This window comes from Plantactinospora sp. WMMB782 (genome assembly GCF_049179135.1).
GTDB lineage: Bacteria > Actinomycetota > Actinomycetes > Mycobacteriales > Micromonosporaceae > Plantactinospora.
Genome location: NZ_JBMHMC010000007.1, coordinates 6639786 through 6659051, shown reverse-complemented (window position 1 = coordinate 6659051; position 19266 = coordinate 6639786). Strand labels below are relative to the sequence as shown.

Genomic DNA, 19266 nt, shown 5'->3' with positions numbered 1-19266 from the left:
TGTGCTGGTAGCCGGAGGACCCGGCAGACCCGCCGGGGACCGGACCGACGCGAAATGGGGTACCCGAGGTGTTCGTCCAGGCCATTCCCGGCGCCGACGCGCTCGCCATCGACGGCGGGATCGTCCGGATCCGCGCGGTCACCCCGCAGGACCGGGGCCGGCTGACCGAGCTCTACCGGCGCAGCTCGCCGGAGAGCCTGCGGATGCGGTTCTTCGCCGTACCCGGAGAGCGGACCATCGCCGCCGAGATCGACCGGCTCTGCCGCCCCGCCGCACCCGCCGAGCACGGCGCGGTACTCGCCGAGACCGCCGGCCAGCTCGCCGGGGTCGCCGCCTACGAGGTCGGGGAGGGCGGCGCGGCCGAGTTCGCCGTCTTCGTCGCCGACGGGCAACGCCACCGGGGCATCGGCACCCTGCTGCTGGAGCACCTGCGGGCGGTGGCCGGTGCGGCCGGGGTCACCGAACTGCGCGGCGACGTGCTGCCGGCGAACGCGGCGATGCTCCAGGTCGCAGCGGACCTGACCGGGCGGGCCGGTTCCCGCACCGGGGACATGCTGCTGGCCGTCGGCCTGCCGACCGAACCCAGCGAGGCCGAACTCGGTGCCGCCGACGCCCGGGATCGGGTGGCGCAACGGGCCTCGCTGCGCCCGCTGCTGGCACCGCGCTCGGTGGCGGTGGTCGGCGCCGGTCGCACCCCGGGCGGCATCGGGCACGAGACGCTGCGCAGCCTGCTCCGGTACGGCTTCACCGGGCCGGTCCACCCGGTCAACCCGAACGCCACCGAGGTCTGCGGACTGCCGGCGTACCCGAGCCTGTCCGCGCTGCCGGAACCGGTCGAGCTGGCGGTCGTCGCGGTACCCGCCCCGGCGGTGGTCGGAACGATCCGGGACGCCGCCGCCGCCGGGGTACGCGCGGCGGTGGTGCTCAGCTCCGGACTCGGCGAGAGCGGCGCCGCCGGCCGGGAGGCGCAGCGCGAACTGGTCGAGGTCGCCCGCGCCCACGGGATCCGGCTGGTCGGCCCGAACTGTGTCGGGGTGGTGAACACCGACCCGGCGGTCCGGCTCGCCGCCGCGTTCGCGCCGGTACTGCCGCCGGCCGGCGGACTGGCCGTCGCCTCGCAGTCCGGTGCCGTCGGCATCGCGCTGCTGGAGCACGCCGAACGGGCCGGCTGCGGCCTGTCCAGCTTCGTCTCGCTCGGCAACAAGGCCGACGTCAGCGGCAACGACCTGATCGCGTACTGGTACGACGACCCGGCCACCAGGGCGGTCGCCCTCTACCTGGAGTCGTTCGGCAACCCCCGCCGGTTCGCCCGGCTGGTCCGCGGGCTCGCCAGGCGCAAGCCGGTACTGGCGGTCAAGAGCGGCCGGTCCCGGGCCGGACAGCGGGCCGGGGCGTCGCACACCGCCGCCGCGGCGGCACCGGACAGCACCGTCGACGCGCTCTTCGCCCAGGCCGGGGTGATCCGGCTGGAGACCCTCGGCGACCTGATGGACACCGCCCGGCTGCTCACCGACCAGCCGTTGCCGGCCGGCGACCGGCTGGGGATCATCGGCAACGCCGGCGGGGTCAACGTACTGGCCGCCGACGCCGCCGACGGGGCCGGACTGCGGGTCGGCTCGCCCGGCCCGGCACTTCGGGAGCGGCTGCGGGTGGTGCTGCCGCCGCTGGCCGGCGACGACAACCCGCTCGACCTCGGTGCCGGTGCCAGCCCGGCGGCGTTCGCCGACGCCGTGCGCGCGGTCGCGGACAGCGGTGAGGTCGACTCGCTGCTGCTGGTGGTCGCGGCGACCCGGGCCAACGACGTGCCGGCGATGCTGCACGCGGTCGCCCCGGTGCTGGACGCGTCGCCGGGACTGACCGCCGCGGTCGTGCTGCTCGGCCTCGCCGAACCGCCGGCCACCGTCGGCGACCGCCGGATTCCCGTCTTCGACCTGCCGGAACGCGCCGTCCGGGCGATCGGCCACGCCGCCTGGTACGCCGACTGGCTCCGGCGGCCGGCCGGCGACGTCCCGCCGAGGGCCAGCACCGCCGTACGGGGGCGGGAACTGGTGCGCGAGACGCTCGCGGCGAATTCCGGCTGGCAGCCGTACGACCGGATCGCCGAGATCCTGGGCAGCTACGGCATCCCGGTGGTACCCGCCCTACGGGTGGACTCCGCGGCGGACGCGGTCGCCGCCGCCGACGGGTTCGGCTACCCGGTGGCACTGAAGTCGGCCGACCCGGACCTGGTGCACAAGAGCGACGTGGGCGGGGTGGCGCTGCATCTGACCGGCCCGGAGCAGGTGCGGGCGGCGTACCCGAAGGTGGCCGGCGCCGGCGGGCGGGCCGGAGTTGCCGGTACGGTCCTGGTGCAGCCGATGGCGCGCGGCCAGCTCGAACTGGTGGCCGGGGTGGTGCACGACCCGCAGTTCGGCTCGCTGGTGATGGTCGGGCTCGGCGGGGTGCACACCGACCTGCTCGGCGACCGGTCGCTGCGGCTGACCCCGGTGACCGACCTGGACGCCGCGCGGATGTGGCGCTCGCTGCGGGCCGCGCCCCTGCTCACCGGCTACCGTGGCGCCCCGCCGGTGGACACCGGCGCAGTCGAGAATCTGCTCTGCCGGCTCGGTCAGCTCGCCACCGACCTGCCGGAGGTGGCCGAACTCGACCTGAATCCGGTGCTTGTCGGCCCGGACAGGGTGGCGGTGGTCGACGCCAAGCTCCGGCTCGCCCCGGTCGGCACCGAACCCGACCGGGCCCTGCGGCAACTCCGGGCCGCCCGATGAACCCGGCGCCGAGCCACCGGCCCGAGCCGCTGCCCGCCGGCCGGCGTGGCGGCCGGGCAGGCCCGGCACCGCGTCCACCGTCCGGCGGTCGGACCGAGGTGGCCGGCGGTCGGACCGAGGTGGCCGGCGGTCGGACCGAGGTGGCCGGCGGTCGGACCGAGGTGGCCGGCGGTCGGACCGAGGTGGCCGGTGAGCAGCCGGGCGGGCGGCCGTACCGGATCGTGGTCGGGCTGGACGGTTCGGCGGGTGCCCGGACGGCGCTGTGCTGGGCCCTCCGCGAGGCCGCGCGGCGGTCCGGCACGGTGCTGGTGGTGACCGCCTGGCCGGATCCGGCCCGCGAGGTCGCCCGCCGGCAGGGCACCCTGCCGGCCGACCGGCTCGGGCTGGTCGCGATGCAGCGGGCCCGGATCGCCACCGCGACCGCCGTGCCGACGCGACCGCCGCCGGTACTGCGGATGCTGGTGCTCGCCGACCCGGTCACCGCGCTGTGTCACGCGGCGGCCGCCGCCGACCTGGTGGTCGTCGGCGCGGGGCGGCCCGGCCTTCGGCGGCGGCCCGGCGTCGCCGCCCGGCTGCCGGCCCGGCTGGCCCGGCGTGCCGGACGCGGCCAGCCGGCCGCACCGGTGCTGGTGGTCCGCACGGGGCGGCCGGCGCCGCGCCGCCGGGCACCCGGGCTCCGGCCGGAACCGGCAGGCCGGGTCGTGGCGGTCCGGGCCAAGGCTAGCCGGGCCGTGGCGGGCCGGCGGCAACACCGGCAGCCCGACCAGTGGGTCTGCCGCGCGGCCCGAGCGCGGCGATAACATCGCCGGGTGACCGAATCGCGGCCCCCCGGATCGGGATTTCCACCGCCGTCGCTGGGCATCACACCACTGTCCAGGGTACGTCTCGACGAGCTGCTCCAGGAGATGCTGGACCGGGTCGGCGAGGTGGTCACCAGCCGGGAACGGCTGCGGGCGCTGCTGACCGCAGTTGTCGGGATCAGCACCGACCTCGACCTGCACAGCACCCTGGACCGGATCGTCGCGGCGGCCTGCCGGCTGGCCGACGCCCGGTACGCCGCCCTCGGCGTCGTAGGCCCCGACCGGCAGCTGACCGAGTTCATCACGCACGGCATCGACCCGCAGACCCAGGCCCGGATCGGTGACCTGCCACACGGCCGGGGCGTGCTCGGGCTGCTCATCGCCGATCCCCGGCCGGTACGGATGCCGGACATCACCCGGCACCCCCAGTCGTACGGCTTCCCGCCGAACCACCCGCCGATGCACAGCTTCCTCGGCGTGCCGATCCGGATCCGGGACCAGGTCTTCGGCAACCTCTATCTGGCCGAGAAGCAGGGCGCGGCGGAGTTCACCGACGACGACGAGGAGATCGTCGTCGCGCTCGCCGCCGCCGCCGGTGTGATCATCGAGAACGCCCGGCTCTTCGCCATGGCGCACCGACGGGAACGCTGGCTGGCCGCCGCCGCCGAGATCACCGGCGTGCTGCTCGGCGAGGTGCGCCGGACCGACGCGCTGCGGCTGATCGCCCGGCGGGCCCGCGAGGTCGCCGAGGCGGACGTGGCGTTGGTGCTGCTCTACGACGAGGACGCCGGACAGTTCACCGTCGAGGTCGCCGACGGTGGCCGGACGGGCGAGGAGCTGGAGGGCGCCGTACTCGCCGCCGACGACACGGCATTCGTCGAGCCGGTGACCCGACGTCGGCAGGCGGTGGCGGAGAGCCTCGCCAAGGCGGCACCCTGGCCGGTGGCGGTCGGTACCGGTCCGGGGCTGATCTCGCCGCTGATCGTCGGCGACGCGCTGCACGGCGTACTTGTGATCGGCTATCCGGCCGGCGAGCAGGCGGGCAGCGATGTCGAGGGTACCCTGCTGGCGACCTTCGCCGGGCAGGCGGCACTGGCCCTGGAACGGGCGAGGGCGCAGGAGGAGCGGGAGCTGCTGGTGGTCCTGGAGGACCGCGAGCGGATCGCCCGGGACCTGCACGACGTGGTGATCCAGCGGCTCTTCGCGATGGGACTCCAGTTGCAGACCGTCGCGCCGCTGGCCGGCCGGCCGGACGTACGGCAGCGGCTGAACGCCACCGTCGACGACCTCGACTCCACCATCCGGGACATCCGGCGGGCGATCTTCGAACTGCGTACCCCGATGACGGCGGCGCTGCGTACCGAGATCCGGGACCTGGTCGCCGGCACCGCCGAGGCGCTCGGCTTCCGCCCGGGGCTGGAGATGATTGGGCCGGTGGACAGCGCCGTCCCGGACCGGGTCCGCCCCGACCTGCTGGCGGTACTCGGCGAGGCGCTCTCGAACGCCGTCCGGCACGCCCGGGCGACCCGGGTGACGGTCACCGTGGAGGTGGCCGGCGGCCGCCTCTGCGTGCGGGTCGTCGACGACGGGGTGGGCACCGATCCGGCCCGCGCCCGGAGCGGCCTGGTCAACCTCCGGGAACGCGCCGAGCACTGCGGCGGCAGCTTCGAGATCACCCCGACCGAGCCGAGCGGCACCACTCTGGTCTGGCGGGTTCCACTGCGCGACTGACCCGCCAATTCGATGCCGGTGCGCGCCGGCCCGGCCCGGTTCGGTGCCGGTGCCGCGTCGGCTCGGTGTCGGTGTCGGCGTCGGCTCAGTGTCGGTCGCCGAGCAGCCGGGTGGCCAGCACCGCCGCCTGGGTACGCCGTTCCAGGCCCAGCTTGGCCAGCAGGCTGGAGACGTAGTTCTTCACGGTCTTCTCGGCCAGGAACATCTTGCCGGCGATCTCCCGGTTGGTGAGCCCCTCCGCCACGTACTCCAGGATCCGGCGCTCCTGCTCGGTCAGCGACTGGAACTCGCGGGGCTGCTCGACCCCGCTGCGGATCCGGTCCAGTACCCGGGCGGTGACCGCCGGGTCGAGCAGCGACTGGCCGGCGGCCACCCGGTGGACCGCGTCGACCAGGTCGGTGCCACGGATCTGCTTCAGGACGTACCCGGCGGCGCCGGCCATGATCGCCGCGAAGAGCGCCTCGTCGTCCTCGTAGGAGGTGAGGATCAACCCCTTGATCGTGGAGTCGACCGCCCGGACGTCCCGGCACACGTCGATGCCGTTGCCGTCCGGCAGCCGGGCGTCCAGGATCGCCACGTCCGGGCGGAGCGCCGGGATGCGCCGTGCCGCCTCCTGGGCGGAGCCGGACTCGCCGACCACCTCGATGTCGCCGTTGCTCTGCAACAGATCGGCCAGGCCGCGCCGGACCACCTCGTGGTCGTCGAGCAGGAAAACTCTGATCACCGTTCCTTCCTACCCGCTCGACGCGCCGGCCGACAGGGCCGAAGGTCCTACAACGACGCGTGCCGGGCCCGGGGACTGCGGCCCACCGGGTCGGGACCTGCGGCCCTGCCGGCCCGCCGGGTCGGCGGCGCACCGTGGTGGGGCAGACGGCGAACGAGGAGGAAGAGCGATGATCCCCAACCGGAGCACCACGACGACGGCCGCCGACGACACCGCCGTGCCCGCCGCCGAGGCTCGCGCCGCGTTCGGTGCCGCCGCCGCGTACGCGCTGCTGGCGCCCTCGGTCTTCAACACCCAGCCGTGGCGGTGGCGGGTCGGCCCCGGCGCCGAACTGACGTTGCGGGCGGACCGCTCCCGGCAGGTGCACACCGTCGACGCGACCCGACGGTTGCTGCTGGTCAGCTGTGGCGCGGCCCTGCACCACGCCCGGCTGGCGCTCGCCGTGGCCGGCTACCGCACCGAGGTGGCACGGTTCCCGGACCATGCCGATCCGGACCTGCTGGCCCGGATCACAATCAGCGGACGGGCAGCGCCCGATCCGGAACAGTCCCGGCAGCACGCGGCGGCCGCGCTGCGCCGTACCGATCGGCGGGCCTTCGGGGACCGCCGCATCGACCCGCCGATCCTGCACCGGCTCCGTGCGGTGGTCGAGGCCGAGGGAGCACACCTGCACCTGGTCCGCGACGACCAGATGCCGATGCTGGCCGTGGCCACCGCCAACGCCGCCACCGTCGAACTGGACGACCCGGCGTACCGGGTCGAACTGCGGCGCTGGACGAACCGCCCGCCGGAAGCCCGGGACGGGGTACCGGCCGCCTCGGCGGTCCGGCCGGGGATCCGCCGGGTGCCGATCCGGGACCACGCGCTCGGCGGTGCCCCGGGGCTGGAGGTCGGCGACGGGATGGACCGGGGAGCCACCTACGCGATCCTGTTCGGCGACGCCGACGACCAGGTCGACCTGCTCACCGGCGGCGAGGCGCTCTCCGCCCTGCTGCTGGCGGCCGTCGCCGACGGGCTCGCCACGGCACCGCTGAGCGACCCGATCGAGCTGGACTGGCCGCGCTGGCTGATGCGCAACATGCTCGCCGACATCGGCGAACCGTACGTGGTGGTCCGGCTGGGCTTCGTGGACGACCCGAATCCGCTGCCGCCGGTGCTGCGCCGGGAACCCGACGACGTGATCGAGTACGTCGACTGACTCCGGCGGGGGCGGGGGCGCGAGGAGGAAACAGATGAGTCCGACGGGCTATTCGCGGGCGGACCTGGAACGTGCGGTGGCCGCCGCCGCCCGAGCACCCGGGGCGGAACAGAGCCGGCCGTGGCTGCGGCTGCGCGACGGTGCCATCGACGTGCTGGTCACCTCCTCCGGTGTGGACCGGTCCGGTGGACGCACCGGCTGGGCCGCCCGGGTCGGCGGTGGTGCCGGTCTGTTCAACGTACGGCTGGCGCTGGCGGTCCGCGGTCGGCCGGCGCTGGTCCGGCTGCGTCCGAACCGCGACGAACCGGAGCTGCTGGCCCGGCTGCACCCCGGTCCGGTGCAGCCGGCCGGTCCGGCCGAGCGGGAGTTGTGTGCGGCACTGCCGTACTGTGCCGTGGCCGCCGGGCCGGTCCTTCCGGCGTCGGTACCGCCCGAGGTGCGGCGCCGGCTGATCGAGGCGGCCCGGGCCGAGCACGGGTGGCTGGAGCTGATCGTCGGACATCCCGCCGTGGCCGCGTTCGCCCAGATCGAGGCGGGTGCCCGGCGGGTGCTGGAGCGGGGTCCGGCGGAGGCGGCCGGTGCGATCCGCTGGCGGACCGCAGCGCCGCCGGGCGCCGTGCCGTCGCCGCCCGAACATCCGGGTGCGGTCGCGTCGTCGTCCGACGGTCCGGGTGCCGTGCCGTCGCCGCCCGACCATCCGGGTGCGGTCGCGTCGTCGTCCGACGGTTCCGGTGCCGTCCCGTCGCCACTGGATGCGGGCGGTGAGCCGATGGTGGCGGTGTTGGGCAGCCCGCTGGACACCCCCGGCGACCAGTTGCGGGCCGGGCAGGCGTTGCAGCGGGTGCTGTTGACGGCCACGGCCGCCGGGCTGGCAGCGAACCTGCACGCCCGGGTGATCGCCGTTCCGGCGGCGCGGGAGCAGCTCCGCCTCGCCCTCGGGCGGTCCGGCCGGGCGCAGATGGTGCTGCGGATCGGTCAGGCACCCGCCGGGCGGGTGCGCTCGGCGGCGACGGCGGCCCCGCACCGGACGGCCCGGGAAGACGGGTCCAAGGTCCCGGGTACGACCGGTCCGCCGGCCCTGCCGCGGGTGGTGGTCAGCGGCGTCGAATAGAGGTAGCCGCGAGGGACAGCGCGGACGACAGCAGAGAGGACGTGACGACGATGACGGCGACCAGCAACCAGCCCGTCGCCCGACAGACCGCGGACGCGGCCGACCGGGTCGGTGTGGAGACCACCGCCCAGCGGGCCGCCCGGTACGTTTTCGCCGGCATCCGGCTCGCGCTGGGCTGGACCTTCCTGTGGGCGTTCCTGGACAAGACGTTCGGGCTCGGTTACGCGACCGAGAGCAAGGCCGCCTGGATCAACGGTGGCAGCCCCACCAAGGGCTTCCTGGGGTTCGGCGCGGAAGGGCCGTTCCAGGGGTTCTACCACGGTATCGCCGGTGCCGCCTGGGCGGACGTGCTGTTCATGGTCGGGCTGCTCGCCATCGGGGTCGCGCTGCTGGCCGGGATCGGCCTCCGGGTCGCGGCGGTGGCCGGTGGCCTGCTGTACGTGCTGATGTGGACCGTCGTGCTGCCCCCCGAGAACAACCCCTTCATGGACGAGCACCTGATCCACGCCGCGCTGCTCGCCGGCCTGGCCCTGGTCAACGCCGGCGACACCTGGGGACTCGGCCGGATCTGGGCCCGCCTGCCGATCGTGGAGCGGCAGCCCTGGCTCAAGTGAACCAGGCTTCGCCGAGGCGGCGGGTACCACCGACAGGTGGCACCCGCCGCGTCTTTCGTCGGGGCCTCGCACTACGGTCGGTTCTGTACAGATTCGCGCCGGTCCTCCGGGACCGCCGAGATGTTCGGGGAGCCACATGACCCTGCAGATCGACCTGACCGGCCGGACGGCGCTGGTGACCGGCTCGACCCAGGGCATCGGCGCCGCCATCACCACCGGGCTGGCCAGGGCCGGTGCCCGGGTCGCCGTCAACGGCCGTACCCCGGAGACCGTGGCGCGGGCCGCGGCCGCGCTGCGGGCGGAGGTCCCGGCGGCGGAGGTGGTCGAGGTACCGGCCGACGTCGCCACCGACGACGGCGCGGCGCGGGCCGTCGAGATCCTGCCCAGCGTCGACATCCTGGTCAACAACCTCGGCATCTTCGGCGCCCGGCCGGCCCTGGAGATCGACGACCAGGAGTGGCGGCGCTACTTCGAGGTGAACGTGCTGGCCGCGGTACGGCTGACCCGGCGCTACCTGCCCGGGATGATGGAGCGCGGCTGGGGGCGGGTGCAGTACATCGGCAGCGACTCGGCGGTGGTCACCCCGGCCGAGATGATCCACTATGGCGTCTCCAAGACGGCGCTGCTCGGCGTCTCCCGTGGGTTCGCCAAGGCCGCCGCCGGCAGCGGGGTGACGGTCAACTCGGTGCTTGCCGGCCCGACGCACACCGGTGGCGTGGAGGAGTTCGTCTACCAGCTCGTGGACCGCAGCCTGCCGTGGGACCGGGCGCAGCGCGAGTTCATGCGACTGCACCGGCCGCAGTCCCTGCTCCAGCGGCTGATCGAGCCCGCCGAGATCGCCAACATGGTCACCTACCTCGCCTCGCCGCTCGCCTCGGCCACCACCGGTGCGGCGGTCCGGGTCGACGGCGGCTACGTCGACGCGATCGTTCCCTAGGCGCCGCCGCTGCCGGCGTCCGCTCCGTCCTCTCCCAGTCGAGCCTTCTGGCTAACCGACAATATAAATGTTCTTGACCGAATGAGTTGTCGGTGGAAGAGTGGCCGGCAGCAGTGAGATCGCGACCCGACGGAGAGGACACCGACATGCGGAAACTGGTTGTGAGCACGTTCCTGACCCTCGACGGAGTCATGCAGGCCCCGGGCGGCCCCGGCGAGGACGACGACAACGGCTTCACCCACGGCGGCTGGATGGTCAACTACTGGGACGACCAGGTGGGCGCCGCCATGGAGGACCTGATGGGCAAGCCGTTCGACCTGGTACTCGGCCGCCGGACCTACGACATCTTCGCCGCGTACTGGCCACACGCCGCGGAGGAGGAGGGCGCGGGGCCGCTCAACCGGGCCACCAAGTACGTCGCCTCCCGGGGGCGACCCACGCTGAGCTGGGACCGGTCCGAGCTGATCGAGGGCGACGTCGCCGAGGGCGTGGCGGCGCTGAAGAAGGCGGACGGGCCGGAGTTGCAGGTGCACGGCAGCGGAAACCTGATCCAGACGCTGCTGCGGCACGACCTGGTCGACGAGTTCCGACTGCTGGTCTTCCCGGTCGTCCTCGGCTCCGGCAAGCGGCTCTTCGCCGACGGCACCGTCCCGGCCGGACTCAGACTGGTGCGCGGGAGCGTCTCGCCGAATGGTGTGATCATCGGCAGCTACGAGCCGGCCGGCGAGGTCGTGACCGGCTCGTTCGGGTAACACATCCCGGATCGTCCAGGAGCGTTCACCGCGCAGATCCCGGCTCGTCCGGCAGCTCCGCCGATCCGGCGAGCCGAGGCGCCGGCCGTCGAGACCTCGGATGGCACCTTCCGGCTCGTTCGGGTGGCGGATTCCCACCCCCGTCGGTGCCGAGCCGGACGGAAGCCGTCCGGAGGATGCCGGATTGTCCTGCCGTCCGGACCGGTCGTGTCGCAGTCTTGGCAGGTGAAGGCGAGCACCAGGGCGGGACTGGAGCGCAACCCGGCGGGCTCCCGCCGGGTCACGCTGCTGGAGCTCTTCTTCGACCTGGTGTTCGTCGTCGCGCTCGCCCAGATCTCCCGGCACCTCGGCCTGAACGTCAGTTGGCTGGGGATAGCCCAGGCGGTGATCCTGCTCGCCGCCGTCTGGTGGGTCTGGGCGATCACCGCCTTCGTGACCGACCTCTACGACCCGGAGCAGGTCTCGATCCAGTTCCTGATGATCGCGGTGATGCTTGGTGCCCTGGTGATGGCGGCGACCGTGCCGCACGCCTTCGGACACGGAGGACTGGTCTTCGCCGGCGCCTACGTCGGGATCCATCTGGGCCGGGGCCTGATCCTGGTGCCGATCCTGCGCGGCCGGCGGGCACAGGGCCGGGCGGCCCGGATCTTCGGCTGGTTCACGGTCTCGGCGGTGCCGTGGATCGTCGGCGCACTGTTGCCGACCGACACGCTCCGGCTGGCGGTCTGGGTACTCGCCGCCGCGATCGACTACCTGGGGTTCTTCCTGGGTTATCCGGTCCCCGGGCGGAGGCGGCTGCCGACCGAGCGGTTCAGTGTGACCGCAGAGCATCTGGCCGAGCGCTACCAGCAGTTCTTCATGATCGCGCTCGGCGACGCGATCCTGGTCGCCGGCCTCGTCTACAGCGAGGCGCCGGCCGGAGTCGCCCCGGCCGGCGGACTGTTCGCCACGTTCCTCAGCACAGTGCTGCTGTGGCGGGTCTACACGCACCGGGCCGGCGAGGTACTGCCGCGGGCGATCGAGTCGGCACCGGCGGCCCGTCGGTTCATCGGAAGGGCCCCGTACACCCACCTGGTGATGGTGGCCGGCGTCGTGTTCGCGGCGGCGGCCTTCAAGCAGGTCATCACCGAGCCGCTGGAGACGGTGGGGTGGCGCACCACCGCCCTGCTGCTGGGCGGGCCCGCGCTGTTCCTGCTCGGCCGGTGCCGGTTCGACTACGAGGTCTTCGCCCGGAGTTTCCGGTCCCGGCTGGTGGCACTCGGGCTGCTCCTGGCGATCGTCCCGCTGACCCGCCTGCTGCCGCTGGTGGGCATCGCCGGCTACGTCTGCCTGGTGCTGGCCGGGGTGGCCGCGGCGGACACCCTCCGCGACCGGGGCAGCCGAGCGGAGGAGTCGTCGGCACCCGCCACCTGACCGGCCTACGGGCGACCGGCTTCCGGACGTCTCGGCCTGCTGGTTGCGGGCGCGGGGTCGGGTGTGCGGGCGGGCTATCGGGGTAGGCGTGCCCCTGACAGCGGCACCGGCAGAGCGGAGCGAGCGATGAACGTGTCCCATCTTCCGCTGCGCGTCGCGATCGGGGCGTTCGTCCTGAACTCCGGCGTCTCCAAGTGGAACCTCGAGGGCGACGGCGCGGCGAGCATGCACGGGATGGCGGTCGGGGCGATTCCGCCGCTGCGGCGGCTCCCGGCCGAACAGTTCGCCCGGCTGCTCGCCGGTACCGAAGTGGCCCTCGGCGCCGCCCTGCTGCTGCCGTTCGTCCCGTCCGCGCTGGCCGGGCTCGGCCTGCTCGGCTTCGGCGGCGGCCTGCTGCGGCTGTACTGGGCGACGCCCGGCATGCACGAGCCGGGCAGTCCCCGGCCGACCCAGCAGGGTGTGCCGATCGCCAAGGACAGTTGGTTGGTCGGCGCCGGTCTCACCCTGCTCCTCGACGACGTGCTCGGCCGGGCGGCCGGCAAGCGTCGCGGCCTGGGCCGGCAGATCTCCCGCCGGTGCGGCCGCCGTCGCGGCTGACCGCGCTCAGTCGCCGCCGTCGGCCGTTTCCGCGTGCCCACCACGGGTACGCCCGGCACGACCGGCTCAGGGCCACGCCCGGCACGACCGGACCAGAGGGTACGGACGGCTTGCTGGCAGGCAGGAACGGCTTCGGGCCCGAACGGCTCGGGGACAGGGGAGGAGGGCGAACGCCATGGCCGGGATACAGATGCGCAGCCGCGCCTTCAACGACCACGACCGGCTGCCGGACCGGTTTTCCCGGAACGGCGGTAACATCTCGCCGCCGCTGGAGTGGTCCGACGTGCCGGAGGAGGCGACCGAGCTGGTCCTGCTGGTCGAGGACCGGGACGCCGGGCGTACCCCGTTCCTGCACTGGCTGGTGACCGGAATCGAGGCGGGTTCCGGCGGAGTGGACGAGGGCGGAACCCCGCCCGGCGGCCGGGTCTGGACGAACGGCTTCGGCGCGCCGGGCTGGGCTGGCCCGCATCCGCCGATGAACGACGACCCGCACCGGTACTTCTTCCGGCTCTACGCCGTGAACCGGCCGCTGGAGCTGCCCGGCGCCCCGCAGGCGGCGGACGTGCACGCCGCCGTGCGGGACCTCGAACTCGCCAGCGGCAACATGGTCGGCACCTTCGCCCGCTGACCGCCCCGCCGCGTCGACCCGGGGGGCGGGGCCACGGCCGGGAAAATCGGCGGCGGGCGGCGGACGACCGGGGTTAGATGCTGGGCATGTCACTGCCGCCCGGCTGGTCGGTGCGCCGGCCCGCGATCGAGGACGTACCGGCGATCCTGGCCGTCGTACACGCCAGCGACATCGCGGCGCTCGGACATCCCGACTTCAGCGCCGACGACGTACGCGAGGTGCTCACCGCGCCCGACCTGGACCTGGACCGGGACACCTGGCTCGCCGTCGACCCGGCCGGCGAGGTGCGCGGTTGGTCCTACCTGGAGGACTCCCAGCGGGGACCCCGGGAGACCGTCGAGGTCTACGTGCACCCGGAGCACGGGCTGCCGGCCCAGGTGCCGCTGCTCGCCAGGCAGCTCGCCCGCTCCGCGCAGCGCGCCGCCGAGTTCGGCCTGCCCGCGATGACGGTACGCGCGATCGCGCTGCCAGCCGAGGAGCGCTGGATCGGGGTACTGCGGGACGCCGGCTTCGAGTTCGTCAAGCGGTACGCCCGGATGCGCCGGCCGCTGGCCGGGGTGGCCGCCGAGCCGCCGGCCCCGCCGCCCGGCGTGCGGATCCGGCCGGTACGCCCCGACGACGAGGCCGAGCTGCGCACCTTCCACCGGATCCTGGACACCGCCTTCCGGGACACCCCGGACTACCAGCCCGCCAGCTACCAGCAGTGGTGGGCACAGGTCCGCGCACTGCCCAGCGTCGCCTGGGACGAGTGGTTCGTCGCCGAGTGCGGTGCCGAGCCGGTCGGCATCCTCCAGTCCGCCGACCAGACCCTCGACCAGAACGAGGGCTGGGTGAAGCAGTTGGCGGTGCTCCGGGAACACCGGCGGCGCGGGGTGGCCGGAGCACTGCTGGCGCACGCGTTCGCCCGCTACGCCGGCAAGGGGCGGGAGTACGCCGGGCTCGGTGTGGACCTGAGCAACCCGACGGGTCCGGTCCGGCTCTACGAGTCCGTCGGGATGACCCCGCTCTACGAGGGGCTCGTCTTCGAGCGCGGCGTCGACGCCGACCGGGGACAGCCGGGGCCCGAGGGTCAGGCGTCGACCAGGTCGTCGACCACCTCGGCCCGGTCCAGCGAGGCGAGGACCCGGTAGTCGTACCAGTCGACTCCGATGGCGTCGGCGGTGGCGTAGCAGCCGATCACCCGTCCGGTGAAGCCACCGGCGACCTCGGTGGAGAGGTAACGTCCGTCGAGTTCGGCGAGGACCACGAACTCGCCGCCCGGCGTCTCGTAGCCCAGGCGTACCACGTCCGGCTCCTGGCGGGGATGGTCCATGCCGGGGCCGGAGGACCAGGTCTCGACGCGCAGCACCACCGGGCCGGTGACCGCGCGGGTGCCGATCCGCTGGCACAGCGGGCCGATCCGGGCCCGTACCCAGACCTCGCCACCGCCCAACTCGACGGCGTAGTGGTGTGCCTCGTCCAGGCGTACCGCCAGGCCACCCCGGCCGACGCCCGGGTCGACCAGGGCCCGCACCCGGACGTCGTGCCGGTCCTGGCGGCGGCCGACGAAGGTCACCGTCGGCTCGTCGAGCGAGCCGCCCCGGGCCCGCAGGGTCAGCCAGCCGGGGCGCACGGCCAACGAGACGTCCTCCGGCGGGCGGCTCCGGATCGAGATCCACCGGGGGTGCAGCTCGGTGCTGTCGAAGTCGTCCCGCGCCGGTGCGGCACCCACCGGCGCGGGGGCCCGGGCGGCGGCCGGCGGCAGCGCGCCGAGTGGCCCGATCACCGGCCAGCCGTCGGTCCAGGTGACCGGGGCGAGGAAGGTCTCCCGGCCGAGTACGTGCCAGCCGGGCGTGCCGCCCTTGGCGCGTACCCCGAGGAAGACCAGCCACCACGAGCCGTCGGCGGCCCGCACCAGGTCGCCGTGTCCGGTGTTCTGGATCGGGTGGTCGGTGCTGCGGTGGCTGAGGATCGGGTTGGCCGGGCAGGGCTCGAACGGGCCGTCCGGTGCCGGCGCCCGGGCCACCGAGATGCCGTGTCCGCGCTCGGTGCCGCCCTCGGCGATCAGCAGATACCAGGTGCCGTCGACCTGGTAGAGGTGCGGTGCCTCCGGAGCCTGCGCACCGGGTGTGCCGGACCAGAGCCGCTTCGGCCGGCTCAGCGCCGTCCCCAGGACCGGGTCGATCCGCACCTGGTCGATGCCGGCGACGGTGCACCAGCAGTTGCCGTCGTCGTCCCAGGCCAGGTCGGGGTCGATGCCGAGCACGTCGGGCAGGTGCACCGGATCCGACCAGGGTCCGGCCGGGTCGTCGGCGGTGACCAGCAGGGTGCCGCCGTGCGGGATGTTCGAGGTGATCAGCCAGAACCGGCCGTCGTGGTGCCGCAGCGTGGGCGCGTAGACCCCACCGGAGGACGGGGTGCCGGCCGGCAGGGCGAGCTGGTCGGGCCGGTCGAGGACGTTGCCGATCTGGGTCCAGTTCACCAGGTCGCGGCTGTGGAAGAGGGGCACGCCCGGGAAGTACTCGAAGCTCGAACAGGCCAGGTAGTAGTCGTCGCCGACCCGGCAGACGCTCGGGTCCGGATGGAAGCCGGGGATGACCGGGTCGCCGGGGATCGCCATCAGCAGCCGATCACTGCCGGACCGCCGGCCACCCGAGCCGGCGGGATCGTGGCCACGACGGCGGGATGGGACATTGACGATCCTCTCCGGCGCAAACTTTCCGGAATTGTTCCGTAACTGGTTCGGAACGTTATGGCCCACCGTGCGGTCAGTCAACCCCGGAACCTGGGGCAAAATACTGAAAGGCCGCTTGACCGATGCCGGTGCAGCCTCGAAAGTGTTTCGGTCGTAGGCTGGACCCTCGACGAAGGAGCTGCCTCGTGACGGTCGACGAAGGACGAAGGATCACGATCACCGCCATCGCCCAGGAGGCGGGCGTGTCGGTGCCGACGGTCTCCCGGGTGCTCAACGGCCGCAACGACGTGGCGCCGCAGACCCGGGAACGGGTGGAGGAACTCCTCCGCCGGCACGGCTACCGACGTCGGGCCGCCCGGCCGCGGGCCGGCGCCAGCCTGATCGACCTGATCTTCAACGACCTGGACAGCCCCTGGGCGGTCGAGATCATCCGTGGCGTGGAGGACGTCGCGCACGGCTCCGGGGTCGGCACGGTGGTCTCGGCGATCCACCGCCGCTCCACCTCGACCCGACAGTGGTTGCAGAACCTGCGCACCCGGGCCACCGACGGGGTGATCCTGGTCGCCAGCGACCTCGCCCCACCGGTGCACGCCGAGCTGCGCCGGCTGAACGTGCCGATGGTGCTTGTCGACCCCGCCGGGGTGCCGAACCTCGACATCCCGACCATCGGCGCGACGAACTGGGCCGGCGGGCTACGCGCCACCGAGCACCTGCTCTCGCTCGGACACCGCCGGATCGGCTTCATCGCCGGGCCGCCGCGCCTGCTCTGCAGCCGGGCCCGGCTGGACGGCTACCGGGCCGCGCTGGACGCCGCCGGCATCGCGATGTGCGACGAGCTGATCGTGCCCGGCGACTTCTACCACGAGTCCGGCTACTCCGGCGGTGCCGCACTGCTCGACCTCGACGAGCCGCCGACGGCGATCTTCGCCTCCAGCGACCAGATGGCGTTCGGGGCGTACGAGGCGGTCCGGCGGCGTGGACTGCGGGTGCCCGACGACGTGAGCGTGGTCGGCTTCGACGACCTGCCGGAGGCGCGCTGGGCCTCGCCGCCGCTCACCACCGTGCGCCAGCCGCTGGCCGAGATGGGACTGCTGGCCGCCCGCACCGTGCTCCGGCTGGCCGGCGGCGAGCCGCTCGACACCCCCCGGGTCGAACTCTCCACCGACCTGGTCGTCCGGGACAGTTCGGCCCCGTACCCCCGGCACTGACCCGCGGCGCCACCCGCCGCCCAGCGCCGGCTTGTAGCGCTTTGCCACCGACTGCGTCGACTGCCGCGTCGGCTGATCGCCAGCGGTCTGCTGGTCGCGTCCCGCCACGCTGCGCCGAGCGGGGCGGTTTGCCGGGTTAGAGGTGATCGGGTGCGGGGTACCACCACCCGCGTAACGACGCCCGGCCGCGCGGCCGGGCGCTGATGGCGAGGGAGCACCCGATGAGACTCGACGACGACGACATCCGGACCACGGGTGGCGGCGGTGGGGAAGGGATGGCCGACGGCGGAGCCAACCCGATGGGCCACGACGGCGGCGCCGACGGTGCCGCCGAGGGGCCGGCCGACGCCGGAGCCACCCCCGGCCAGCACGACGGCGGGGCGGACGGTGCCGCCGAGGGCCCGGCCGACGGAGGTGCGACTCCGGGCCAGCACGACGGCGGGGCCGACGGTGCCGCCGAGGGGCCGGCCGACGCCGGAGCCAACCCCGACCAGCAGGACGGCGGCGCCGACAGCGCCGCCCGGTAGCGCCGAGCGGACGACGATGACCGAGTACGACGGCTCCACCGGCACGGTCGCCCCGGAGTGCCCGCCGGAGGTGTCCGGCGCGGACCGGCCGGAAACCTCCGGAACGGACCGGCCGGACGCCTCCGGGGTGGAAGGCATCGGCGAGCCGCTGCGGGCCGACCGGCGCGGCGGAATACCCGCAGCGGCGGCACCGGCCGTCGGGACCTCGGATCCGGCGACCGGGTCGGGCGGCGAGCGCCGCCCGACCCGGTCCGCCGGGCCGGGTTCACGCGTTCCGGGCAGTCGCCCGGCCCTGGCCCGCTGCGTGGCGGTCGAACCCGCGAAGTTCGCCGCCGCCTACTGGGGGCGGGCGGCGCTGCTGTCCCGCGCCGCCGAGCTCGGCAACCCGGACGGGTTCCGGGACCTGCTCAGCCCGGCCGACGCCGACGAACTGCTCAGCCGGCGTGGACTGCGTACCCCGTTCCTGCGGGTGGCGAAGAACGGGAAGGTGCTGCCGGCCGCGGAGTACACCGGCGGCGGCGGGGCCGGGGCCGAGATCACCGACCAGGTCCTCGACGAGCGCGTCCTCGGACTGTATGCCGACGGCGCGACCCTGGTGTTCCAGGGACTGCACCGGCTCTGGCCGCCACTTGTCGACTTCACCCGCGAGCTGAGCCGGCAGCTCGGTCAGCCGCTCCAGGTGAACGCCTACCTGACCCCGCCGGGAAGTCAGGGCTTCGCCACCCATTACGACACGCACGACGTCTTCGTGCTCCAGGTCGACGGGCACAAGCACTGGCAGATCCACGAGCCGGTGCTGCCCGACCCGCTGGAGCGGCAGCCGTGGGGCGGCCGGGCCGACGAGGTGGCCGCCGTCGCCGACGGCCCGCCCGCGCTGGATGTGCTGCTGGGGCCGGGCGACGCGCTCTACCTGCCCCGGGGCTGGCTGCACAGCGCCCGGGCACAGGACGAGCGCAGCCTGCACCTGACCGTCGGGGTGCGGGCGCTCACCCGGTACGCGATGGTCGAGGCGCTGCTGGAACTGGCCGCCGAGGACCGGCGACTGCGCGCCACGCTGCCGTTCGGGATGGACGTCGCCGAGGCGGACCAGGTCGAGCCGGAGCTGACCGAGACCGTCGAGGCGCTGCGGGACTGGCTGGGCGGGGTCGATCCGGCCGCGGTGGCCGCCCGGCTGCGGGCCCGAGCCTGGCCGGCGGCCCGACCGGCGCCGATCCGGCCGCTCGCCCAGGCGGCGGCGATCGCCGGAGTGGACGTGCAGACCCGGATCGCCCCCCGGGACGGGCTGCGGTGGCAGTTGACCGCCCAACCGGCCTCGGACGGGGCCGGGCCGGGCCGGGTGGTGCTGTCGCTCTTCGACCGTACGCTGAGCTTTCCGGCGCAGTGCGCGCTGGCCGTCCGGGCGTTCCTGGACGGCGGGGTGCACCGGGTCGGCGACCTGCCCGGGCTCGACGACGACGCCGACCGGATCGTGCTGGCCCGCCGCCTGCTCCGCGAGGCCGTCGCCGTCCCGACCGGGGAGTAGCCTCTCCCGCCTGCGAACCGGCCCCGCCTGGACGCCCGCGTCCTCGGCAGGGGCCGGTTCCGCGC

17 protein-coding genes are annotated in these 19266 nt (G+C 74.3%); 15 read left to right on the top strand and 2 right to left on the bottom strand.

What is annotated here, in order from left to right; translation table 11 throughout:
- Positions 1-68: 68 nt before the first annotated feature.
- The 3 genes from ACN28A_RS31790 to ACN28A_RS31780 all read left to right on the top strand — a co-directional run bounded on the left by ACN28A_RS31790 (position 69) and on the right by ACN28A_RS31780 (position 5296).
- Positions 69-2765, top strand: coding sequence for a GNAT family N-acetyltransferase (locus tag ACN28A_RS31790; RefSeq protein ID WP_421401585.1), 2697 nt, complete (start codon positions 69-71; stop codon positions 2763-2765).
- A gap of 98 nt (positions 2766-2863) precedes the next feature.
- On the top strand, positions 2864-3565 hold the full coding sequence (locus ACN28A_RS31785) for a universal stress protein (protein WP_421401583.1): 702 nt from the start codon (positions 2864-2866) through the stop codon (positions 3563-3565).
- Positions 3566-3670: 105 nt separating this feature from the next.
- Positions 3671-5296 carry a GAF domain-containing protein gene (locus tag ACN28A_RS31780; protein ID WP_421404746.1) on the top strand — a complete coding sequence of 542 codons (1626 nt, stop codon included), beginning with the start codon at positions 3671-3673 and terminating at the stop codon, positions 5294-5296.
- A gap of 85 nt (positions 5297-5381) precedes the next feature.
- Here ACN28A_RS31780 and ACN28A_RS31775 read toward each other — a convergent pair whose 3' ends face one another.
- Entirely contained in the window at positions 5382-6020 is a 639-nt protein-coding gene (locus tag ACN28A_RS31775) for a response regulator (RefSeq protein WP_278061807.1), read from the bottom strand.
- Between the two features lie 169 nt (positions 6021-6189).
- On the opposite strand from ACN28A_RS31775, the gene ACN28A_RS31770 reads away from it, so the two are divergent.
- The 9 genes from ACN28A_RS31770 to ACN28A_RS31730 all read left to right on the top strand — a co-directional run bounded on the left by ACN28A_RS31770 (position 6190) and on the right by ACN28A_RS31730 (position 14400).
- Complete coding sequence (locus ACN28A_RS31770; protein ID WP_421401581.1) at positions 6190-7218, top strand: Acg family FMN-binding oxidoreductase; 1029 nt, start codon at positions 6190-6192, stop codon at positions 7216-7218.
- Positions 7219-7252: 34 nt separating this feature from the next.
- The gene (locus tag ACN28A_RS31765) at positions 7253-8329 is read left to right on the top strand and encodes a nitroreductase (protein ID WP_421401579.1); all 1077 of its coding nucleotides are present in this window, start codon (positions 7253-7255) and stop codon (positions 8327-8329) included.
- Positions 8330-8370: 41 nt separating this feature from the next.
- The gene (locus tag ACN28A_RS31760; RefSeq protein WP_421401576.1) at positions 8371-8943 is read left to right on the top strand and encodes a hypothetical protein; all 573 of its coding nucleotides are present in this window, start codon (positions 8371-8373) and stop codon (positions 8941-8943) included.
- A gap of 136 nt (positions 8944-9079) precedes the next feature.
- Positions 9080-9880, top strand: a complete 801-nt coding sequence (locus ACN28A_RS31755) for an SDR family NAD(P)-dependent oxidoreductase (protein WP_421401573.1) — start codon at positions 9080-9082, stop codon at positions 9878-9880.
- Positions 9881-10026: 146 nt separating this feature from the next.
- The gene (locus tag ACN28A_RS31750; protein ID WP_421401570.1) at positions 10027-10632 is read left to right on the top strand and encodes a dihydrofolate reductase family protein; all 606 of its coding nucleotides are present in this window, start codon (positions 10027-10029) and stop codon (positions 10630-10632) included.
- Between the two features lie 225 nt (positions 10633-10857).
- Positions 10858-12045 (top strand): low temperature requirement protein A, encoded by a 1188-nt coding sequence (locus tag ACN28A_RS31745; protein WP_421401568.1) that lies wholly within the window; start codon positions 10858-10860, stop codon positions 12043-12045.
- A gap of 126 nt (positions 12046-12171) precedes the next feature.
- Positions 12172-12642, top strand: coding sequence for a hypothetical protein (locus ACN28A_RS31740; RefSeq protein WP_421401566.1), 471 nt, complete (start codon positions 12172-12174; stop codon positions 12640-12642).
- A 175-nt stretch (positions 12643-12817) separates the two neighbouring features.
- Positions 12818-13270 carry a YbhB/YbcL family Raf kinase inhibitor-like protein gene (locus ACN28A_RS31735; protein WP_421401564.1) on the top strand — a complete coding sequence of 151 codons (453 nt, stop codon included), beginning with the start codon at positions 12818-12820 and terminating at the stop codon, positions 13268-13270.
- A gap of 86 nt (positions 13271-13356) precedes the next feature.
- Positions 13357-14400, top strand: a complete 1044-nt coding sequence (locus ACN28A_RS31730) for a GNAT family N-acetyltransferase (RefSeq protein ID WP_421401562.1) — start codon at positions 13357-13359, stop codon at positions 14398-14400.
- Here ACN28A_RS31730 and ACN28A_RS31725 read toward each other — a convergent pair.
- A complete protein-coding gene (locus tag ACN28A_RS31725) occupies positions 14340-15869 on the bottom strand; it encodes a glycoside hydrolase family 43 protein (protein WP_421401561.1) in 1530 nt (509 codons plus the stop codon). The two genes, ACN28A_RS31730 and ACN28A_RS31725, sit on opposite strands and share 61 nt — an antisense overlap.
- A gap of 260 nt (positions 15870-16129) precedes the next feature.
- Between ACN28A_RS31725 and ACN28A_RS31720 the strand changes: the two genes are divergently transcribed.
- From ACN28A_RS31720 to ACN28A_RS31710, 3 genes are all read left to right on the top strand, one after another.
- Positions 16130-17152 (top strand): LacI family DNA-binding transcriptional regulator, encoded by a 1023-nt coding sequence (locus ACN28A_RS31720; protein ID WP_421401558.1) that lies wholly within the window; start codon positions 16130-16132, stop codon positions 17150-17152.
- 221 nt (positions 17153-17373) lie between these two features.
- Positions 17374-17679 (top strand): hypothetical protein, encoded by a 306-nt coding sequence (locus ACN28A_RS31715; RefSeq protein WP_421401555.1) that lies wholly within the window; start codon positions 17374-17376, stop codon positions 17677-17679.
- A gap of 16 nt (positions 17680-17695) precedes the next feature.
- A complete protein-coding gene (locus tag ACN28A_RS31710) occupies positions 17696-19201 on the top strand; it encodes a cupin domain-containing protein (RefSeq protein ID WP_421401552.1) in 1506 nt (501 codons plus the stop codon).
- Positions 19202-19266: the final 65 nt, after the last annotated feature.